Here is a 20,480-nt window from a genome sequence, read left to right as displayed (position 1 = left end):
TCCATGGCTGGCAGTCTTAACGCGCGCGACGACAGCGACGAGCTCGACGTCAATCACGAGATCAATGTCACGCCGTTCATCGACGTGATGCTGGTGCTGCTCATCATCTTCATGGTGGCAGCACCGCTCTCGACCGTTGATGTTGCGGTCGATCTGCCTGCCTCTAACGCGCTGCCGACACCGCGTCCGAACGAGCCAATTTTCGTGACGGTGAAATCGGACCTGACACTCGCGTTCGGCAACGATCCAGTCGCTCGGACGGCGCTTAAAAGCGCGCTCGACACCAGAACTAATGGCAACAAGGACGAGCGCATTTACGTGCGTGCCGACAAGACCGTCGACTTCGGCGACTTGATGGAGGTGATGAACGAGCTGCGTGCAGCGGGTTATCTCAAGATCGGCCTCGTCGGTCTCGAAACGCTTCCCAGCGCCACGGCTGGTGCCGCACCGGCAACCCCGGCCGCCGCGCCGACTGCCGGTGATCCGCTCGGCATCTCGACATCTGCACCTGCTGGCGAAGCTCCTGCAGCTCCAGCCGCACAATCCGCCCCTGCATCAGTTCCAGCGTCTGCGCCAGCATCGGATTCACCTTGATGGCATTGTCGCGCTTCACTTCTCAATGGGGCTCTCATCCCCAAGCCGGCCTCTACACCGCCGACGACGGGCATCCCGAACTATTCGAGGCCCTCGGCGACGAAGAAGAAGAGGCTGGCCTGCCAGGAGATCACGAGACGCGCCGCAAGCTGCTGATGCGCTGGACCGCGTCGATGCTTTGCGTCGGCATGCTGCACGCTGGCACCGTATATGCCGTTGTGTATTGGCCGCGAGAGCAGGCGCCGGCAGGAGAGCCGCCTGCAGCCGTGATGGTCGAACTGGCACCGGAAGCCGTCGCGCCCGACGTTCCCGAGCAGCAAGTCGCCGTCGGTGTTCAGCAGGATGCCAGCGAAGAGAGTAAGCCGAGCGAGGACGTCAAGGAACCGGTTGAAGAAACCGAGCCCGAGGAGCCGGTCAAGGAACCGGAAAAGACCGAACCTCCGCCAGAGCCAATCGAAGAGCCGGTAATCGAAGAGGTCAAGCCCGAGAACGACAACCCGGAGCTGGTCGAGAACGACAAGGCTGAAGCTATTCTGGAAGCGCCGGCAAAACCGCAACCGGAGCAGGAAGAGCCAAAGGAAAAGCCGGAAGAGAAAGAACCAGAGAAAGAGGAAGAGCCCGAACCGCCAAAGAAAAAGCCTAAGCCGAAGCCAAAGCCGCAAGCGACGCAGCAGGCACCGACGGCGCCGAAGCCTACGGACAACAAGCGCGCCAAGGTCAACGCAGCGCCTTCATCCGGCACCGCATCTTCGGCGTCAATTGCGACGTGGCGCGGAACGGTAATCGCGCATCTCAATCGCCTGAAGCGAGCCCCCGGCGGCGCCCGCGGCACTGCAACGGTTGCGTTCAGCATCGATCGCAATGGCAACGTAAAATCGGCACGGCTGGTGCGTTCGTCGGGCAACTCTGCTCTCGACAGGGAAGCGCTCGCGCTTGTCCGCCGCGCCAGCCCCGTGCCCCGGCCTCCAGCCAACGTGCCAGGCAATTCACTGCTGATGACAGCTCCGGTTCGCATCGGGCGATGATGCTTCGGCGCGGCTGAAAGAACTTTGGAATGTCGATTGCTAGGCGAAGGGGAAACGGTGCGAACTCGCAAACTTGACGACCGACACACGGTATCGTCCCCCAACCTCCGGCCTTCGTGAAAACCTGCGTAGTTTAAGTTGTAGGAGTATGCGTCATGTCAAATTATATCGCTTCACGATCATTAAGAGGGGCACAACAAAACCATGTGCCCCAGCCCTTGCAGCAACGACCGGACCTGCCCCGTGATTTCCAATCGGCAACTGTCCGGCCTCTGGCGCAGCCACACTTCCATACCGATGCGCACGCCTACGCATCGCCCAGCGCTTTTGCTCCCGCGGGCAGCGCAACACTGCGCACCTCAAACAATCTGGTCCTTGCGCCTCAGGCACCTGCACCGCTGCTGACAGCGCTGCCCTGGAAACTTCAGGCGTTGGCCGCCCTGCCGCTGGCCGCTGCGCTCGCCCTTGCCGTGCTTGCGCACTACGCACCCGCCCGCGCACAGGAAGGCGAACCTCCGCCGATGGCCGGCGATGCACCTGCGCCGCTGCTCACAACGACGCCGAAAGCAAATGCGCCCAAGAAGGCCGCCGCCGCTCCCAAGTCGCTCGCGCCATGGCGTCAGAAGCTTCTCACCCATATCAACAGCCACAAGCGCGGCTTTTCCGGTGGCGCGGGCACGGCAGCGGTCGCATTCAAGATCGACCGCAGCGGCAAGGTCCTCTCCACACAGGTCGTCAAAAGTTCTGGCAACAAAGCACTTGATGCCGAAGCCATGGCGCTGGCAAAGCGCGCCAGCCCGGTGCCGCCACCGCCTGCCGACGTAACCGGCAAAACCCTGTTCCTCACGGTTCCCATTCGTTTTTCGAACTGACCGTTACTGTCCAGACAAAAACATCGCTTACCTGCCTGGCCGGCCCACCGTGAACAAGCCGGCCGAATCGAATTTCAAGACGAATAAATTTTCAGCACTAAACCTATTACAATCCGGGGCTACCCGTCGGCACGCCCCGGAAATTTGTCTTCTCCCCACACTCAATTCCCAACCAACTCTTACTGCTGCCTCAAGACAAACTGGTGGCCGACTGATCCAGCATAACTGTGCCCTCGTCGCTGGCACAGTTCCGTTGCACGCGACTGCAGCCTGCCGCTTCCTGATTGCCTTGCTTCGCCTGACGGGCGCGTGCGCTGCCATCTCAAACCCGCCGCATACAAAAAGGGTGCGCGAGACCCACTCGCACACCCTTGAATTTTCCAATTCTATCGATGCTCGATATTCACTGCACCGCCTCAAAACCTGAGACTGATACCGCCTACCACCCGTCGGCCAGGGCCCGGATCGCCAGTGTGCGATTTCAGCGCCGGTTGATACATGACGTCAGTCACGTTCTCCGCATTGACGAACAAGTTCACGTTCTCATTCGCCTGATAGTTGGCATAGACGTCAAACAGCTTATACGCATCTACAGCGAGCGGCGGACGGATCGGGAAGCTCAGAATATTGGTGCGCAGCGATTCACCGATCCAGCGCATCTGGCCGCCAAGTGTCAGCTTCTTGTCGAACAGACGCACGCCTAGATCCACTGTCAGATAATCTTCCGGCAGCAGGCCGAGATCGCCAGCACCGGAGCCTGTATAGATGCCCTGCGGAAGCAGAATGTCAGTGGTGGTGTACGATACATTCGCATAGGCAACGCCCACATCGTAACTGCCCTGCAGCTCAACGCCGGATATCGGCGTCACGCCGGGAAGGTTCGTGAACTGAATGCGGAATGTGTTGAAGTCGGTGATGTCGAACGCCACGTAGTCACGAATATCGCTCTGGAAATAGTTTGCCTTGAAGCGGAAGCTATCATCCGCCAGCAGCAATCCATCCTTGCGGATATTCACGCCAGCTTCCCAGCCCTTGCTGCGCTCGCCCCTCAGATTTGGGTTTGCATGAGCGCCATTTCTGGTGCCGTGCGCGCCGGGGAACATCGTTTCGGATACACTCGGCGGCCGGAACGAATGTTCATAGGTGCCATACAGCTGAAGCCAGTCCAGCGGCGTTATTGCAACGGTCAGCTTAGGACTCCAGGCGCTGGAGCTATTTTCGATCTCAACGCCGGGCGCTGCAGGAAACAGAAACGCCTCGCTCGTTCCGGTAATGGCGTAATAGTCGTATTTCAGGCCACCAATGACCTCCAGCATCTTCCAGTTCAGACGCGCCGAAGCGAACGCACCGGCTACATCCTGTTGACCCGGCGCAATGCTGAGCAGAACGCTACCGCCATTGTCGACATCATCGCGATAATAGGCTGCGCCATAATCGAACGTGACCGCCGCGGCGTCGGAAAGCGCGACACGGCTGGTGTTCGTAACATCAACACCCAAGCCCTTGTTCTGCACCGGCGCGTTTTGACCGTTGATGTTCGATGTGAATGTGGCCTCAGTCACGTTGTAGTAAGCGTTGACGCGCAGATCCACGAGATCGCTGTTCGGAACGAAGCGATACTTCGCAGTGTAGGTCTGATTTTCGATCGGGAAACTTGCGCCGGTCAGGGTCGTGTCATTGTCATACCATACAGCACCAAAGCTCAGCCGATGCGGCTGGTTCTCGCCGAAGTTCAGCTTGGCAACGCCCGAGGTCAGATCTTCTGCTGTGCCGGTGGCAACCTTGCCGTCACCGTCGCGATAGTCATTCGATCCGCGATGGCTGACAGCAATGCTGGCGCTGGTGTTTTCGCGCCGTATAGCGCCCGCTGACATCACCGAAGCGTTGTAGCCGTTGGTTCCGACGCGGATCGTTTCCAACAGCCCCCAGTCACGGCCCGGCATCAGAATGTCATCAACATCGAGCGTGCGGAAATTGGCCGATCCAGCCAGAGCACCAACACCCGAAGCGCCGATAACAGAGCCGCGCGCAATGTCCACGCCGGCCAGCAGCGATGGATCGACAAACGCGTTGCCACCGTTCATTCCATGTCCGAAAACGCGGAAGTTCTGCCGGACGCCATCGATCATCATGTTGACGCGGTTGAAGCCTTCAAAACCGCGGATGTTCACAGCAATGCCGGCCGAAGATTCCGCCATGCGCGTGAATGCGCCGGGGGTTGAACGCAGCGCGTTGTCAGCGTTGCCGCCGAACTTCTCGGCGATGTCCTGGCCAGTGACAACGCTGACACCCGCCGGCGTCGCGTAAACCTGATCCGGATTGCCTTCCCACGAATTGCTCTGCCCACCGCTCACATCGATCGTATCGAGCGGGATGGCGCCATCAACACTTGCACCGGCCTGATTGCCGCCCGCATTGGGATCAGCGATCGTTACCGTCGTGCCGCTGCTGGAATATGTCAGGCCGCTACCCGCCAGCAACATTCCCAACGCCTGATAGGGCTCATAGGCGCCGGAGAGTCCGCCCGTTGAGCGACCCTGCAGCACGCCGCCTGATGCAAGCAGCTTCAGTCCCGATGCCTGCGCCCACTTTGTCAGCGCCGATCCGAGGCTGCCCGCCGGAATGTTATAAGAAACCGAATTGGACGCAGTCTGCGCCTGCGCCCCTGGCGCCGTTGCCACCACTGCCGTCGCCGCGCAGCATCCGAGCAACGCCGCACGCAATACGTTCATCAATGCCGATCGCTCGGCAATACGCATACTCATACTGTCCCCCACGCGCCGGTACGATCCGGCCTACAAAGGGAAAGACGCTGGACTCACAAAACCTGACACCGATCGAATAGATTTTTTCGGCTCTGATTTTTATTCAGCGCGAGAAATCACGGTCACCAACGGCAGCCGCGTCACACGCACGGGCAGCGCGTGTTCCAGCGCATCGAAGAATGCGCCGAGATCGTCCGTGCTGAACACACCCGTGACCGGCAGCTGCTTCAGCTCCGCATCGGTGAAGATCACCGCGCCGCGCTCATAACGCTCCATGTCTTCCAGAACATCGCCCAACGGGCGGTTGTCGAACACCAGTTCACCCCGCTGCCAGGCGGTGATTGAAGCGGTATCGACCGCAGCAACCTGCCCCAGCCCATCTGCGCGGCTGTAATCGACGCCATATCCGACCGACACATCCACGCTCTGCGCGTTCATCATGCCGACGCGCACCGCGTGCTCGGTCACAGCAACGCTTACCTCAGCTTCATCGATACGCACGTTAAACGCCGTGCCCAGAGCCTGCACATCTCCGCCCTGCGCCTCAACGACAAACGGACGCTCTGGATTTGGCGCCACGGTTACGTAGATCTGGCCATCGCGCAGCTTGATGCGGCGTTCGTTATTCGAAAACTCAACGTCGAAACTGGTGACGGAATCGAGCACCACCGCGCTGCCATCAGCCAGATGCACTGTGCGGCGCTCGCCTATCCCGGTAGCTTCGTCCGCCAGCCATTGATTGGAGCGACCCAACACGCCCGAATAGGCTGCGGTGCCGAGCAGCGCCACCATCAGAACCAGCGCGCCAGAAATTTTGCGTGATTTCTTACCCGCCAGCGCAGGACCAAGCCGGCTCCACATCGCCTCGGCGCGCTCAGCCGCAGCACGCTGCTCACCACTGGCCGCCTTCCAGTCGTGATAAAGCTGCCAGTCCTGCTCGGTCTCTTCGCCCGAATGCAGGCGCACCAGCCATGCGAGCGCCTCCTCGGTGAGAGGATCGAGCGAGCCTGCGCCTTGATCAGTCATTCGGGTTTGCTGCCGCATGCGTCATCTATCTTTCAAGACGCCGCAGCGACGAGAGTTGACAGCGTGGGCGCGACAAAATCAGCGCCCCGCCTGCATCAGCCTGATGGCGCAATGGCTCAGCGCCTTCATGATGTACTTGTTGACCATGCTGGGCGAGACATCGAGCCTGCACGCAATTTCAGCGTGGGTCATCTGCTCCACGCGGTTGAGCACCAAAGCTAGCCGCTGGTTCTTCGGCAGCTCGTTCAGCGCCTGCAAGAAAATGCGATATTCTTCGCGCGCCGAAAGCTGATGCTCCACCGACGGCGTCGGGTCGGCCAGCTCCGCCGCGACATCATCCAGCGATGCCATGCGGCCGCGACGGCGATCCCGCCGCCCAAGGTCTAGAATGAGATTGCTGGCGATGCGCCAAAGGAAAAAGCGGGGCGCTTCCGGAGCCTCACGCGCCGTGCGTGTGTGTGCAATGTAACGCACGAACGCATCCTGCACCACGTCGGAAGAAGCTTCGCTGTCACGCAGCCGACCGTACGCGAACGCGCCAAGATCGCGATGATAGAGCCGGAACAGGCGGTCAAAATCGTTGGCGGCTGGCTGCAAGGTCATAATACTGGACACTGACACTGGTCGGACTGCGTTGAAGCGTGCCACGGCCGAGCGTGGCGTATAAAATCCCCTAACGCCCCAGCTCGCTGCGCTCAACGGCGATGATTTAGACCTGCTCTAAAGGCCGCCGCGCGCACGGCCAAAAACTGGACATTAATCGTCATGTTTCGGCGTGTTTGCTGAGTTGCGAGGTGTCTTGAGAAGGCAGCGGCAGCGCGAGAGCCAACTGCATTCCTCTCGCCCGGTGTTGCGCGCGCATCACAGATTCAGGACGAGCGGCGCAGGTACTGACGCAACCGCTCCGCACCACGACTTGCTTACACATAGCGTGGAAGCGGAGCAGTTATCGCGCTTGTCATCCACTCAGAAATTCCGGGTCAGCGTCGCGCGAACCGTACGGCCAGGCGATGGCAGGCGCGCGTTGGAGAGCGCGTCCAGATAATAAAGGTCGGTTATGTTCTCGGCGCTGACGTTGACACTGAGACCGGGATCAAATTCATACGAGCCGAACAGATCGAACACGACATACGGCGCCCAATCACTGCTGAACGAACCACCAGCGCGCCCAATAGCTCGCGTTCCCGCAAATGTCGCGCGGCCGCCTAGCACAAGTCTTTCATCAAGCAAACGTGTTCCCAGCGTCACGCTTCCCGAGTACTTCGGTGGAATGTGATAGGAACCATAATCGTCGCCGCCGGTCTGCGCAGCGCAGGTGGATGTGAGGCAATACTCCACCTTGGTGTAGCGGTTGATGCCGAATTCTGTGAAGGCCCAACCGACATCATAAGAGCCGGAGAACTCGACGCCTTTCATTTTGACGCCCGGGATATTGTAGAAACCGCGTGGCGTGATGATCGGATTGGCGCGCACGATGTAGTTGACGTAGTCGTTGTCGAAGTAGGCAACCTTCAGCCGCAGACGATCCGTTTCAGTGAGCACACCGTCGCGGCTGACATTCACGCCATACTCCCAGTTCTCTGATTCTTCCGGTTGCAGGTTGGGGTTGGGCGTTATGAAGCTTGTCATCACCAGAAACGTTTCGCGCACACTGGGTGGCCGCCATCCCTGAGCATACTTGCCAAACACCTGCACACCCTGAAACGGCATCACAGTGATACCTGCGTTGGGATTGAGCTTGGTATCCTCTTTGTCCGCTACGTTTGTGTTTCGCCCCCCATCTGTCACCTTGTAATAGTCATAGCGCAGCCCGGCATCGAGACGCACTTTCTCCAATACGGTGTACGCAGCGCGCGCAAAGCCGCTCGTCATGCTGCGGTCACCACTCGCACTGCCCGCAAGCACGGTACCGCTCGCGTTTTTGGACTCCGACTCCTCGATGAAATACTGCAGGCCATAGTCCAACTTGAGATCGCCGAACGGCACCGTAAGGCGCGAAGTGTTCTGCACATCACCACCCCAGGTGAATGCGTCGTTGACGGTGTTGATGAGGTAGGTGTCCGAAATTTCGCTTGCCCAAATGTTGGCCCGAAAATCTATCAGCGGATTGTCGGTTGGTGTCCACGCATAGCGGCCGGTGTAGGTGTTAGCGGTGACTGTCGTTAAACGGCTCTGAGATTTTCCATAGGTGCCAGTTGTTCCTGAGAACAACAGTACGTCGCCATAAGCTTCGCCATACACACTTTCATAACGGGTGGCACCAAAATCAAATTTATGACCTTCTGCGGGGCGGAACGTGAGCTTGGCCAAGGCAGATGCCGTGTCCTGCGAAGTGTTATGCACCGCTTCACCGAAGCCATAAGGCGAATACCGCTGGATCGTGTCTGTCTGGCCGGGTCGCAGCTCTTTGCCATGCGTGCCGGCAAAATAGTTTCCGGCCTGACGATGCGCATAACCCGCAACGACATCAATCTTTTCAAAGCTCGCTGCCGCCACTACGCTGGCCATGCCATTGCCAGAATTGAGCATGCCATCCCCGCCGGTTAGTCCTGTCACCAGCGGCAAGCTGACCCGCGGACAGCAGCGGCTATAAGCTTGGCCGCCAACCCTTGGTGTATCGTCGGGATCGACGGTATTATTGCCAATGCTGCCGCGAACGCGCGCGCCATAAGTTGCACCTGGCTTCAAAATATCGCTGGCCGACAACGTCCGCATATTGACGGTGCCACCCATGGCACCGGGTGATCCGCCCGGTCCTTTTTCAATATCAATGCCAGCGATAAACTCAGGATCAACGAACGTGCGGCTGTCGTGTCCAGCATATCCGCGATATTGCGACGTCTGCTGCATAGCCCCGTCAACGGTCGTGTTGATGCGGTTCATCCCTTGCAGGCCGCGAATATTGACATCCATCGACACGCCGTTGCGGTTGCCGGTTACCAGCACGCCGGGCGTAGTTTTGAATATGTCGCCGGTTGATGTCGGCGCGACGCGCTGAATCTGTGCTGCCGAAATAAACGCCGATGACCCCGGAGTTTCGTACGGGGCATCGGATGAAACATGGTTGCTGCTGCCGCCACTCACATCGATCGTATCAAGAGCGATCGCGCCGTCGACCGTCGCCCCGGCGGAGTTGGCATCGGGCTTCGAAATAACGGCGGTGTTTGATCCGCCCATCTGAAATGACAGCCCCGTGCCCGCAAGCAGCCGCGACAATGCTGTGTCAGCGCTCATCGTGCCGCTCACGCCAGGCGAGCTCAGCCCCGCCGCAACCGATGGCACATAGCTGACCTGCACGCCCGACTGCTGTCCAAACGCCACGAGCGCGCCGGCAAGCGAACCTGCGGGAATAGCGAAACTGCGCTGAGCAGACGTCGCCGAACCGCTCTGCTGAGCCAGCGCGGCGTCGATAGAAAATGTCGACGTTGAAATCAGTAACGCGAGGGCAAGCGCCTCCAGCACGGCCGACTGGCGGCCGCCACGCAAAATCGGGGTACGCATTTACGCAAACTCTCCACACTCGAACGCATTACCCGGTGGCAGCTCCATTCAGGCTGCATCGGGCACCTAAGCTATCGACGGAATGGAGCGCCGATTTTCTACACTTTGAGTCATATTTTTTTTCGGCCATGGCTCGGAGGCCCGCGTGTCGCAAATATCCAGGCTCAATCGGCACGCCGCTGCCGTAGCTCACCCGCGCAAGAAACGTCACTGAGAATCCGGAAGCCTGATCCGTTTGATGGGAGCGATGATGTGCGCTTCGGCCTGATAGGATCCGAAGCGGACATGGCCTAGACGCTGCTCACCACCGTCAGCCAGGGCGTGACACGGCGCACCCGGCCGCCATAGGGCGCCACCACCGCTTCAAGCGCAGCGGTCGGATCGGCCAGATCGTAAATGCCGCTCACGACTGCGGACCCGAGATTCCAATCGGCGATCACAACGCGCGATGATTGCCAGCGCGCGATCTCAGCCACCACCGAGCCAACGGTTTCACCATCCGCGATCAGCTTGCGGTCACGCCAGGCGGCTATACCATCACGATGCCCACGGCGAACGTCTTTCCCGGATGCGGCGCCGGACATCCAGTCGCCCGCAGCAAGTTCCGTTGCCGTTGACTTTGCACCGAGGCTCACGTTCACGCGGCCTCGCCCCACGCCGATCAGGCTGCGGCCGCCGTTCTCGCGCATCTCAAATTCAGCGCCGCTGCCAGCTTCGGCAACATAGCTTCCAGCACGCGCCATGAACGGCCGTGTAGCGTCGTCGGCCACATCGAACAGCGCCATACCATCAAGCAGGTTTACCGTGCGCGAAGTGGGCGTAAACGCGATCTGCACAGCGCTATCCGGACCCAGCGTAAGCGTCGTGCCATCCGCCAGTATCCGCGTGTCGATGACACCAACGCCGGAGACAACATCGGCCCCCCAGGTGCGCAGAATATCCGGCGCCCTCAAAGCAGCGCCGCCGAGCACAATCACGCCCAATCCCGTCAGAACACCACGGCGGGTGATGTCGCGCTTGCGTTGTCGAGCTTCTTCCCGCTCGGGCGCACCCGTTGCCTCGCCGGTTAGGCGATAGAGGCGTTTGACGCTCTCCCAGGTTGCAAGCTGCTCTTCACCTTCGTTGCAGAAGCTGCGGATTTCCTCACGAAGACGCGCATCATCGGGCGACTGCTGCCACCGCAGCAGCAACGCCATTGCCTCGTTCCAAAGATCATCGTTCCTGTCAGTCATAAGCGTCGTGCGAGCAGCCTCAGATGACAACCGGATAGCCGATCTGCGCTCCCAGGACGTTTGACGTATTGCCGAGGGAAATTTCCACGCCTCAGACAGCGCCCGCTTCATCCAGACGCTTCTGGACAATCCGATAGCCTTCGATCACCAACCGACTGGCCAGCGAGGTGGAGATGCCGAGCTGCTTGCCGATACTCTCCAACGTGTGATCGCCAAGTCTGTGCAGCTCCAACGCACGGCGGGTGCGCTCGGGCAGCGAGGCAATCGCCCCAACCGTTATCGCAAGCGCCTGCCGATCGGCCGCAATGGTTTCCGGCGACGGCGCTGGATCGACAAAGGCAAAAAACGTTTCTTCGCTCACATCGACGGTGCGAACGGCCTTGCGCGTGTGATCAATCGCCAGATTGCGCGCAACCCGTGACAGGTAGGCCCGCTCGTCACGAACCTCCGGCGATGAACCCGTCATCACGCGCACGAACACATCGTGCACCAGATCTTCCGTCGTCGCCGGATTGCGTACGATACGATCGATCAGCCGTCCGAGCCGACTGCGCTCCGATGAATACAGATTTGCAAGATCGACCGATTTCGCAGCCATACGCGTACCCCCACAGCAATCGGCGACCACCGATGCCGATATGCCTACATGCTCCTAGCAGATCGGTTTTAGCGGGCAATATTAATGCACTAGACCGATTCTAGATCCGCATATCTCGGCAACAGCAAACTATACGCCATCAGTACTGTTTTTGCTTTCTTTGCCAGCGAGCTACCCGAATTGGGAGCAGAGCCATCGCCGCAAAAACGCGCCTCCCGTGCGATCGGTTTACGACCGGCATGATGCGAAATCGACACAGCCGTGCGGGGCGAAGCATGGCTCCAGGCGCAGAACCGGGACCGAATGGCATCGCGCCCTGTCTGGCGCAAGCTGCGAGTTGAACCTATCCGATCACCTGCACTCTCGGGGCCGGGTATCGCTCCGGCATGCGGATGCAGTCAGACAAAGCGCGAACCGGATCTGCGTGCCACTTCGAAGATGCAGCACGCGCAAATGCAAAGGGATTGCCGCATTCCATTTGCGGCAATCCCTCAAAAGGCGCGAAGGCAAGACCTGCACTTCTTAGGCAATACCAATCTAGAACCGGTAGTTCACGCCGAGCTTGAGCAATTGCAGATCGAGTTCGTTCGATGCCTTGCGCCCATTTACGGTTTCCGATGTACCGGGTGTCGTCTCGCGGATCACCGTTGTTACGCCGCCCGGACATGGAGGCGTTGAGTTGTTGGGTCTACAAATGGTTGTAGTGCTCCATCCTTTGCTAATACCCTGACGCGCATTAGAGAACAGAAACTTCTCAATGCCAAAGCCGGTAAAGCTGTATTCTCCGGTCAGCGACCAGTGATTGTCGATGGCGTATTCAAATCCTGCTCCGGCCGTCCATCCAAGGCGAATGCCCGATGCCGTCTCTTTGAAAAACTCTTCCGTTTTACGTCCATAGAGCCGGTTCGCAGCGCCAACGTCAGACTGATACTGCGTGCGCGTCTGATCCTCCTTCAGGAACGCCAGGCCGCCCGTGCCATACAGAAGATAACGGTCCCAAGCGTAACCGACGCGCCCGCGCAACGTGGCCATCCAGTCAAGCGAATACTCGGTGTCCGCCTGCAGCCAGCCCGCATCAGCTAGTTCTGAACTTTCAGTGACGAGCGCTTGCTGAATTCCCTGATGCTTCAGCCATGAGAAGTCGCCTTCGAGGCCGACAACAAAGCGATTGCCGAACTGATAGTTTACACCGGCACGCAATCCGTTCTGCACGTTCTCCAGGTCGATGCGCGCCGATTCAGTCGCTGGAATGCCACCCGCCGTTCCGTCGGCGGCCGTTGTCGTGCCATTCAGATCAGCAAATGAATACCCTACGAACCCGCCAAAATAGAGCCCAGTCCAATCGCTACCGGGAGCGCCGCTCGCAGCTCTGCCCAACGTAAGCGGTGCAACCTGCGGAATTGCATCGCCGCCAATGTGGTGCGTGAGCCCGAGGCGAACCGTGCGGCCCGGTGATGGTATACCGACGGAAGCCAGCGCACCGAAGTAGTATTCATCGGTGATGTTTTCGACGCTGAAGTTCAGCAGCATGTCGTCGGTGATCTGATAAGAGCCAAACGCATCAAAAATCTGATACTTCGGCCAGGTGGTGTCGATACCGATTCTGGATGCACTCGCGCCATTCCACGAACTGCCCATTCGCAGCCCGGCAAAATGCATGCGCGCTCCGAGCGTCAGCGTTTCGTCGAACAGACGCACGCCCGCAGTGACGCTGCCGGAATATTCCGGCGGAATGTAGTTTGATACGTAATCGGATGCGGTCGGCGATGTAGCGCCCCCTAACACGGTGCCATAAGCAGGTGTCGCGCAGCCGATATTATCGCGGCAGTATTCAATCTTGGTGTACTTCGTGAATGCCGCTTCGACAAAAAACTTGCGCGCGTCATACGCACCGGAAAGCTCGAAGCCACGATAGGTTGCACCTTCGATGTTGGCCCAGTGATAGACATTGCCGCGCGCAGGCACGGTCTCCCTCAAGTAGCGAATGATATAATCGTCATAGCTGTTATCAAAGTACGACGCCTTGAACCGCAGCTTGTCGCCTTGAATTAGTACGTCATCACGCAGGATATTGAGACCTACTTCTTTATTCCTTGAATACTCAGGGCCGAGGTTTGGATTGTTTACGAGCAGGCCTTGATAATGCCAATGCGTCTCGCGCAAGCTAGGCGGCCGCATGCCTTCAACGTACTGGGCATAGAGCTGCACACCATCCGTCGGCTCCAGCGTCATCGACACATTCGGGCTGATGCCGCTGTCGGACTTATCCGGATACGCCGCGAGATAGCCTTCGCCTTCCGACTGATAGTAGTCGTATCGTACGCCACCGGAGAATTTTGCCCAGTCGGTCGGCTTGAACGTGGCTGAGGTATAAGCACTAGCCATCAGGCGCGTTCCCGAGGGGCCATACGTTTCCCAACCACCGGAATAGGTGACCGTCGATGCAAACTGCTCTGCAGTCGCATGCTCGCGCACAAATTCAGCACCAGCGTCGACCGAAAGTGCACCGAAACCAAGATCGAACGTGGATGTGTTGCCGATGTCGCCGCCGACAGTGCGGGTCCCGTACGGCTTATCGATTGTCGCGAGGAAGCGTTCTGAAAATAGATCCGTGAACCAGAGATTGGCACGGAAGTTGACCAGATCGTTGTCAGAAGGTGTGTAGCGATAATTTGCGGCGTAGGTGTCAACACGCGTGTAGGTCGGGTCGTACTGATTGTTGTTAAAGCCGGTGACGAGAAACAGATCGCTGATCTGCCCGGAGTTCGAGCCATAGAACAGATAGCTCAGCTGCAGCGACTGCTCGCCATCCGACGCCTTACCCTTGGCAAGAAACGACTCGGTGTCTTCCGAAGTGTTGAACACCTCGCTGCCGGGTTTGACCTGGGCGCCGGCGTTTGTTCCAGATCCGATCAAAAGGCCATCGGGCAGCTTGGTGCCGGAAAAGTAGTTGCCCTGCTGGCGCTTCGAGTAAGCTGCCACCGCTTCATAGTTGCCCGCAATTACAGCAGTGGCGAAACTTCCTGAAAAAGAGTCGCCATAAAAATCGGGGCGATCGGCACTCGTGGTCGTACCAGCGGCGGGCGGCTTGGAAGCATTACCACCCAAACTCGCCTTGATACGCGCACCGCTTGTCTCGCCGGGCTTCAAAATATCTGCGGCTTCAAGCGTGCGAAAATTGATCGAACCGCCAATGCCGCCCACGCCCGCACCGGTGCTCGGCCCCTTCGAGATATCGATGCCGCCGACCATGTCCGGATCAATGTATGTTTCATCGCGATTGCCCGTATAGCCCCGATAAGTGCTCGTGTTCTGACGCGCGCCGTCGATCGTCGTGTTGACGCGCCCCATGCCTTGCAAACCGCGAATATTCGGGTTGAGCGAAGTGCCAACGCGGTTTCCGTTGATCACGCCGGGCGTGTTGATAAACACATCGCCTGGCGATGTTGCTGGTATTCGCGCCAACTGCTCGGCGGATATGAACGACGACGATCCCGGCGTCTCATAAGGCGCATCCGCTAGCGCCGCATTCCCAATACTGCCGCCACTCACATCGATCGTATCAAGAGCTATCGCGCCGTCCACCATTGCTCCGGTGTCGTTGCCAGCGGCATTTGCATCAACCAGCGCTGCCGAACCGACAGAGCCGGAGCGGACATCAATGCCGGTACCAGCCACCAGAAGCTGCAATGCCTGTGTCGGAGTGTAGCTGCCCGAAACTGCGTTCGAAGTTTTGCCGCTTGCAAGCGCGGATGAATAGCTGATCTGCCAGCCGGATTGCTTGATGAAGGCGTTGATAGCCGCCGACAACGGCTGTGCAGGAATGGAGAAATTGACCGCAGCGTTTGTAGGCGCTGCCTGCTGGGCCTGAGCAACACCCACCGCAGCGACACTGACGCCGCTCAGCAAAAACGACCTGAGAACCAGAGAAACGATAATCGATGATTTCGATGGGATACGCGCGGCAACAAATGCCGCCGACCTGCACGCAGTACGCATACAAAACAACTCCAACTCGAACCCTCAGGCACGGCCGAAACACGACCGAAACTTGCCTCTGTTAGACGAGACGTTCGAGCTGTGAGAATCCAGAAAGGGAAAAGGCTGGCTCAGCGAAAAATAATCAGGCCGCCAGGCAAACGATAAATCGAGACGCCAACCGCGTCGGCGAGCGTGTTGAACGCCCCGTCGATATCGTCGAGCCGATAGTTACCGGTCACACGCTGCTCTTGCACCGATCCGGTTGCAACGATCACCCGGCCGGAATGGTATCGCCCCAGCTCCGCCAACACGCGCGACAGCGGCTGATCGGCGAAAATGATGCGACCGTCGCGCCAAGCCAGCGCACCATCAAGATCCACATCTGAAACGGCACTGAGTGAGTTCGCCGTCGCCGCCACCATCTGACCGGGATGCAGTTCGGTGCGCTGCGTGCCTTTGCTGACGACCACGAGGCCGCGCTCAAGCACGACAACGTCTTCCTCGCGGTCCTGCCGCACAGCGAAAGCGGTGCCTTTTACCTCTACATTGCCGAACTGGCCTGCGACGCGAAAAGGATGCGCAGGGTCATGCTTGACGTCGAAGAATGCCTCACCCGCGAGCAACTGAACCTGCCGCCTGCCCTGTTCAAAGTCGATGGCCACGGCAGTTGCGGTGTTGAGCGTCATCACCGATCCGTCCGGCAGCGCAATGGTCGCGCGCTCACCCGTCGAGGTCAGATAATCGGAACGGATTTGCAGCAGCAGCGAAGGAAGTTGCCACGCGCCGATCATCACAACAGCAGCGGCGGCGGCCAGCGCCCCGTAACCGCGCCAGCGGCGGGCGGGTGATATCGTGCCAGTACGCCCGCCGGCAGCAATGCGTTGACCACCTCTGTTGGCCGACGCCAGGCTGCCCGCAGCTTTGCCAAACGCAGGCGATCCCCACATCTGCTCAAGGGCCCGAAATTCCGCCACGTGGCGCGAACTCTGGGCAAGCCAGGCCTGAAACTCGGCCTGCACGCGTGCATCCGGCGCAGCGTTATTCAAGCGTGTGAACCAGGTCAGAGCTGCATCAACGACAGGATCGTCGTGAGCAAACTCCTCACCGGGTTCATCGCCATCTCGCTGTCTACGTCCCACTCAGGTCATCCGGGTGTCATCGCGCTGCTGCCTATGTATCTGACGCACCAGCGTAGAGAAGTTCGCAACATCGCTGTTCTTGCTCCAGCCCATCATGCGGGCCGAGCAGAGCGCTCTGAGGCGAAGCGAAAGAATCAATCAGGTCAGATCGTGATGTATCATGGCCTCACGGCAATGGGCCATGGCGCGCTTCAAGGCATTGAATGCCGTTCGCTCCGAAATGCCCAGATGAGCGGCAATCCTGGCCTGCGACCAGCCGTTGACGCGGCTCAGCATGACGATGTGCTGCGTCTGGCGCGGAAGCTCCGCCAGCACCTTCAGAAAAACGCGGAACCGCTCACGTTCGATGCACTCAGCCTCAGGATCGAGAACATCAGCCTCAACGGCAGCGATATTTGCGTCGGCCTGATCGTCGCCCTCGAAACGGTCTCGCGTCTTCCGCCGTCGCAAGTGATCGAGCGCCAAGTTACGCGCTGTCTGGTGCAAAAACGCTTCGATATGTTCGATGGGGCGTGCTTCGACGGCCTGCCGGGCGCGCACAAACGCTTCCTGCGCCAAGTCTTCTGCCGCCTGCGGATCGCGCACGATGCGCATCACACTCCAGATCAAAGAGTGCCGCTGGGCGATGAAGGCATTATTCAACGCGGTCGACATCATACGCTCTGCCACGCTCGCAGTGAGTGCCCGACGAAGAAGCCCGTCTGAGATCGAGAACTGACAAACCGAACTTCGGAAAAGATCTGGCGGCTCATGACACGCAACTTCATTCGCTACGGGAGGGCCTCAGGCGGCCGCCTCAACCGCTAGCGCAGGGCGCAATTGCTGCGCAACATCAGATATTTATAGCGTCTCTAGGCTAGCTCGCCGCCACGCGCATATACATTACGATGTGAGTATACTTATTGCTTGATATTGCTTCACTTTGTGTGGCCGCCGCCGCCACGGCCTCCCCCCGGAATGCAGCGGCAGCCCGGATATGATTTCCGGCTTCGGTTGCAATATTGCCACTCAACGGGAGCAGTCAGCCGAGCGGCAATCAAGACCTCCGCCACTCGGCACCGGTTCACGAGCGAGCATGTCAGGAGCAGACTTGGAGTTGCATTCCAAATCCACTCCCCAGCCCCGCAGCTCCCGTCAGAATTGCACCGTCACGGTTGCCCTGCCCGTTCGTCCGGGCGCGGCGAGACCGATCGACAGCGGATCGACGTAATAGCGATCCTTCAGGTTCTCGACGCTGAAGTCTAACTTCGCATTTTCATTCAGCACGTAACCGCCGAACACATCGAATGTCGTGAAGGGCAACCACTCCGATGGCAGAGTCACCTGAGCGCCGGACGCCCGAGGCACCGCGCGGGCGCCGGCAACGTTGATGCGACCGCCCAGCGTAAGCTTTTCGTCGAACAACCGCGTACCGGCTGTTACGCTGCCGGTGTACTTTGGCGGAACGTACGAGGAGTTGTAGTCCGTTGTGCCGGTGACAGCCGCACACGCGGCACTCGCAGTGAAGCAGTACTCGACCTCGGTATAATAATTGTAGCTGCCCGACGCGAAGAACCAACCAACATCATAATTGCCGGACACCTCAATACCCTTGAAGGTGGCTTCGGGGATATTGTCGTACTGATAGATACCGCGCACCGATGAGCGGATGATGTAATCCTGATAGCTGTTGTCGAAGTAGGCAAACTTCACCCGCAGACGGTCATCATCCTGCAACAGACCATCACGGCTGAGGTTGACACCGTATTCCCAGTTCTGCGCAGTTTCCGGACGCAAATTAGGATTTGGCTGAATGCCATTGTTGCGAACGTACAGCTCGCGGATGCTAGGCGGCTTCCAGCCTTCAGCATATTGCGTGAACAGCTGCACGCCTTTTATCGGCGTCACCGTTATCGCGGCAGTTGGATTGATCCTACTGTCGGACTTGCGGGCACCAGCATTGGCTCCACCCTCCTCAGCCGTGTAGCGATCATACCTGACGCCACCGTGCAGCGTCAGCCAATCGGTAACGTCAAGCTTGGCATTAGAGAACAGGCTGTGCATTGCGCGCACGCCGCTGAGATTACTCTCATCGTTCACGACACTGGCCGTGTTGTTATGCGCCGATGCATCCTCGGTGAAGGTTTGCCCGCCGTAAGTGATAGCCAGGCCCTTGAGCACATCGACGCGAGACGTGTTGTACAGCTCGCCGCCCCACGTGAACGAGTCAACGTCAACTCCGACGGAGTTCAACACGGAAGCGACGTCTGATGCCCACAGATTGGCGCGCAAATCGACAAGATCGTTACTGGCAGGCGTCCACGCATAACGCGCAGTATAAGTGTCGGCCTGGACATGGCTTGCCGCATACTTCTGCGGCCTGTTGATGAATGCGATCGCGTTCGGGTTTACCTCGCCATAGGTGCTTTCATAGTGGTTCACGCCCACTTCAAAAGACTGGTTGTCGTCAAACTTGAGCTTCAGCTTGCCGAGCAATGACGATGTATCTTGAAACGTATTGAACACCTGCGATCCGGGTGTGTAGACCGAAAGCGGGATTGTCGTTGGACGCAGCCTGGTTCCGCAGCACATGTAAGTTATGCTGGGTGACCCGTTCGTTCCGGCAAAGTAGTTGCCCTGATGGCGATAGGATGCAGCTATCACGGCTTCATAGCGATCCTGGATCGTCGCCGCCGCAACGCTGCCACTCTTGTTGGCACCGATATCGAAGTTCTTACGGCCGATGGTTGATAATGTCCGTGTCGTGGATCGTTCCTCGATCATGTTACCGCCGCCGCTACCACGCAGACGAATGCCATAACTCTGGCCGTCTTTGACGATATCACCAGCATTCAGCGTGCGCATGTTCACACTGCCGCCGATCGCACCAGCGCCGTGCGGGCCACTGCTCGGGCCCTTGTCGATCATAATATCGGCGATCATTTCCGGATCTACATACGCTCGGCTGTCGTGGCCATCGTAGCCCTTATAGGCCGACGACTGCTGCATGGCGCCATCGACCATCGTATTGACACGGCTCATGCCCTGCATGCCGCGGATGTTAACATCGATCTTGTTGCCGGCGCGCGAGTTGGCAATCGAAACGCCTGGCACTTCACGAAACATATCGCCAGGCGATACGGGTGCCACGCGGTTTATCTGTTCGGCTGAAACATATGCTGTTGAGCCTGGCGACACATACGGCGCTTCCGCCGCATCAGTTCTCATCCCGCCCCCGCCACTGACATCAATCGTATCAAGAGCTATCGCGCCATCCACCGTCGCACCGGTATCACTGCTGGATGCGGCATCAATGAGAGCCGCACTGGTCGGGCCGGTAATGCGAGGCGTCACTCCGGTGCCTTCGAGCATCAAATTCAACGCAGCGGCCGGGGTCATGGTGCCGGAGACGGCATTGGTAAGCGCGCTTTTGGAGACGGCACCGGAATAGCCAACCTGCCAGCCCGTCACAGCCGAAAAGGCATTCACCGCCTGACCGAGAGGCTGACCGGGAATGTTGAAGCTAACTGTCTTGCTGGCGTTGGGCGAAGATTGCTGCGCGAAGGCCGGAGCGGAAGCAACAAAACCAGCGACGCTCACGAGCGCGGTGGTGACCAATAGAGCTGCAACATGGCGGCGAAAAAGGAAATTCGAGCGGCGCAAACGCGCCCCGAGGCTGCGCGCCTCGCAAGATACTGACATGAAACTCACACCCACGCTTACTCATTACCGAGGACGCCCCTACCCTGCAGTTGCCCGGGAGGAATT

13 protein-coding genes are annotated in these 20,480 nt (G+C 58.9%); 3 read left to right on the top strand and 10 right to left on the bottom strand.

From position 1 onward, the window contains the following. Window positions 1-3 precede the first annotated feature (3 nt). From exbD to QEZ49_RS15920, 3 genes are all read left to right on the top strand, one after another. A complete protein-coding gene (gene exbD, locus QEZ49_RS15930; RefSeq protein ID WP_280388342.1) occupies window positions 4-594 on the top strand; it encodes a TonB system transport protein ExbD in 591 nt (196 codons plus the stop codon). Beyond that, window positions 594-1,619, top strand: coding sequence for an energy transducer TonB (locus QEZ49_RS15925; RefSeq protein ID WP_280388341.1), 1,026 nt, complete (start codon window positions 594-596; stop codon window positions 1,617-1,619). Before exbD ends, QEZ49_RS15925 begins: the two co-directional genes overlap by 1 nt. Window positions 1,620-1,837: 218 nt before the next feature. Beyond that, on the top strand, window positions 1,838-2,491 hold the full coding sequence (locus QEZ49_RS15920) for a TonB family protein (RefSeq protein ID WP_280388340.1): 654 nt from the start codon (window positions 1,838-1,840) through the stop codon (window positions 2,489-2,491). A gap of 416 nt (window positions 2,492-2,907) precedes the next feature. Here the strand turns inward: QEZ49_RS15920 and QEZ49_RS15915 are convergent, their stop codons facing one another. From QEZ49_RS15915 to QEZ49_RS15870, 10 genes are all read right to left on the bottom strand, one after another. Next, window positions 2,908-5,256 (bottom strand): TonB-dependent receptor, encoded by a 2,349-nt coding sequence (locus tag QEZ49_RS15915; protein ID WP_280388339.1) that lies wholly within the window; start codon window positions 5,254-5,256, stop codon window positions 2,908-2,910. A gap of 99 nt (window positions 5,257-5,355) precedes the next feature. Beyond that, window positions 5,356-6,282: a FecR family protein gene (locus QEZ49_RS15910; protein WP_280388338.1), complete on the bottom strand. Its 927-nt coding sequence runs from the start codon at window positions 6,280-6,282 to the stop codon at window positions 5,356-5,358. A gap of 78 nt (window positions 6,283-6,360) precedes the next feature. Next, window positions 6,361-6,885 carry an RNA polymerase sigma factor gene (locus QEZ49_RS15905; protein ID WP_280388337.1) on the bottom strand — a complete coding sequence of 175 codons (525 nt, stop codon included), beginning with the start codon at window positions 6,883-6,885 and terminating at the stop codon, window positions 6,361-6,363. 363 nt (window positions 6,886-7,248) lie between these two features. Continuing rightward, entirely contained in the window at window positions 7,249-9,783 is a 2,535-nt protein-coding gene (locus tag QEZ49_RS15900) for a TonB-dependent receptor (RefSeq protein ID WP_280388336.1), read from the bottom strand. Between the two features lie 290 nt (window positions 9,784-10,073). Further along, complete coding sequence (locus QEZ49_RS15895; protein ID WP_280388335.1) at window positions 10,074-11,015, bottom strand: FecR domain-containing protein; 942 nt, start codon at window positions 11,013-11,015, stop codon at window positions 10,074-10,076. A 91-nt stretch (window positions 11,016-11,106) separates the two neighbouring features. Then, complete coding sequence (locus tag QEZ49_RS15890; protein WP_280388334.1) at window positions 11,107-11,613, bottom strand: sigma-70 family RNA polymerase sigma factor; 507 nt, start codon at window positions 11,611-11,613, stop codon at window positions 11,107-11,109. Between the two features lie 537 nt (window positions 11,614-12,150). Beyond that, window positions 12,151-15,612, bottom strand: a complete 3,462-nt coding sequence (locus QEZ49_RS15885; protein ID WP_280388333.1) for a TonB-dependent receptor — start codon at window positions 15,610-15,612, stop codon at window positions 12,151-12,153. A 110-nt stretch (window positions 15,613-15,722) separates the two neighbouring features. Further along, on the bottom strand, window positions 15,723-16,733 hold the full coding sequence (locus tag QEZ49_RS15880; protein WP_280388332.1) for a FecR domain-containing protein: 1,011 nt from the start codon (window positions 16,731-16,733) through the stop codon (window positions 15,723-15,725). A gap of 138 nt (window positions 16,734-16,871) precedes the next feature. Beyond that, window positions 16,872-17,387, bottom strand: coding sequence for a sigma-70 family RNA polymerase sigma factor (locus QEZ49_RS15875; protein ID WP_280388331.1), 516 nt, complete (start codon window positions 17,385-17,387; stop codon window positions 16,872-16,874). A 480-nt stretch (window positions 17,388-17,867) separates the two neighbouring features. Then, window positions 17,868-20,414 (bottom strand): TonB-dependent hemoglobin/transferrin/lactoferrin family receptor, encoded by a 2,547-nt coding sequence (locus QEZ49_RS15870; RefSeq protein ID WP_280388330.1) that lies wholly within the window; start codon window positions 20,412-20,414, stop codon window positions 17,868-17,870. Window positions 20,415-20,480 lie beyond the last annotated feature (66 nt).

This window comes from Hyphomicrobium sp. D-2 (assembly GCF_029872155.1).
Lineage (GTDB): Bacteria > Pseudomonadota > Alphaproteobacteria > Rhizobiales > Hyphomicrobiaceae > Hyphomicrobium_A.
The sequence above is the reverse complement of the archived record's forward strand: the minus strand, read 5'-3'. Positions and strand labels throughout refer to the sequence as shown.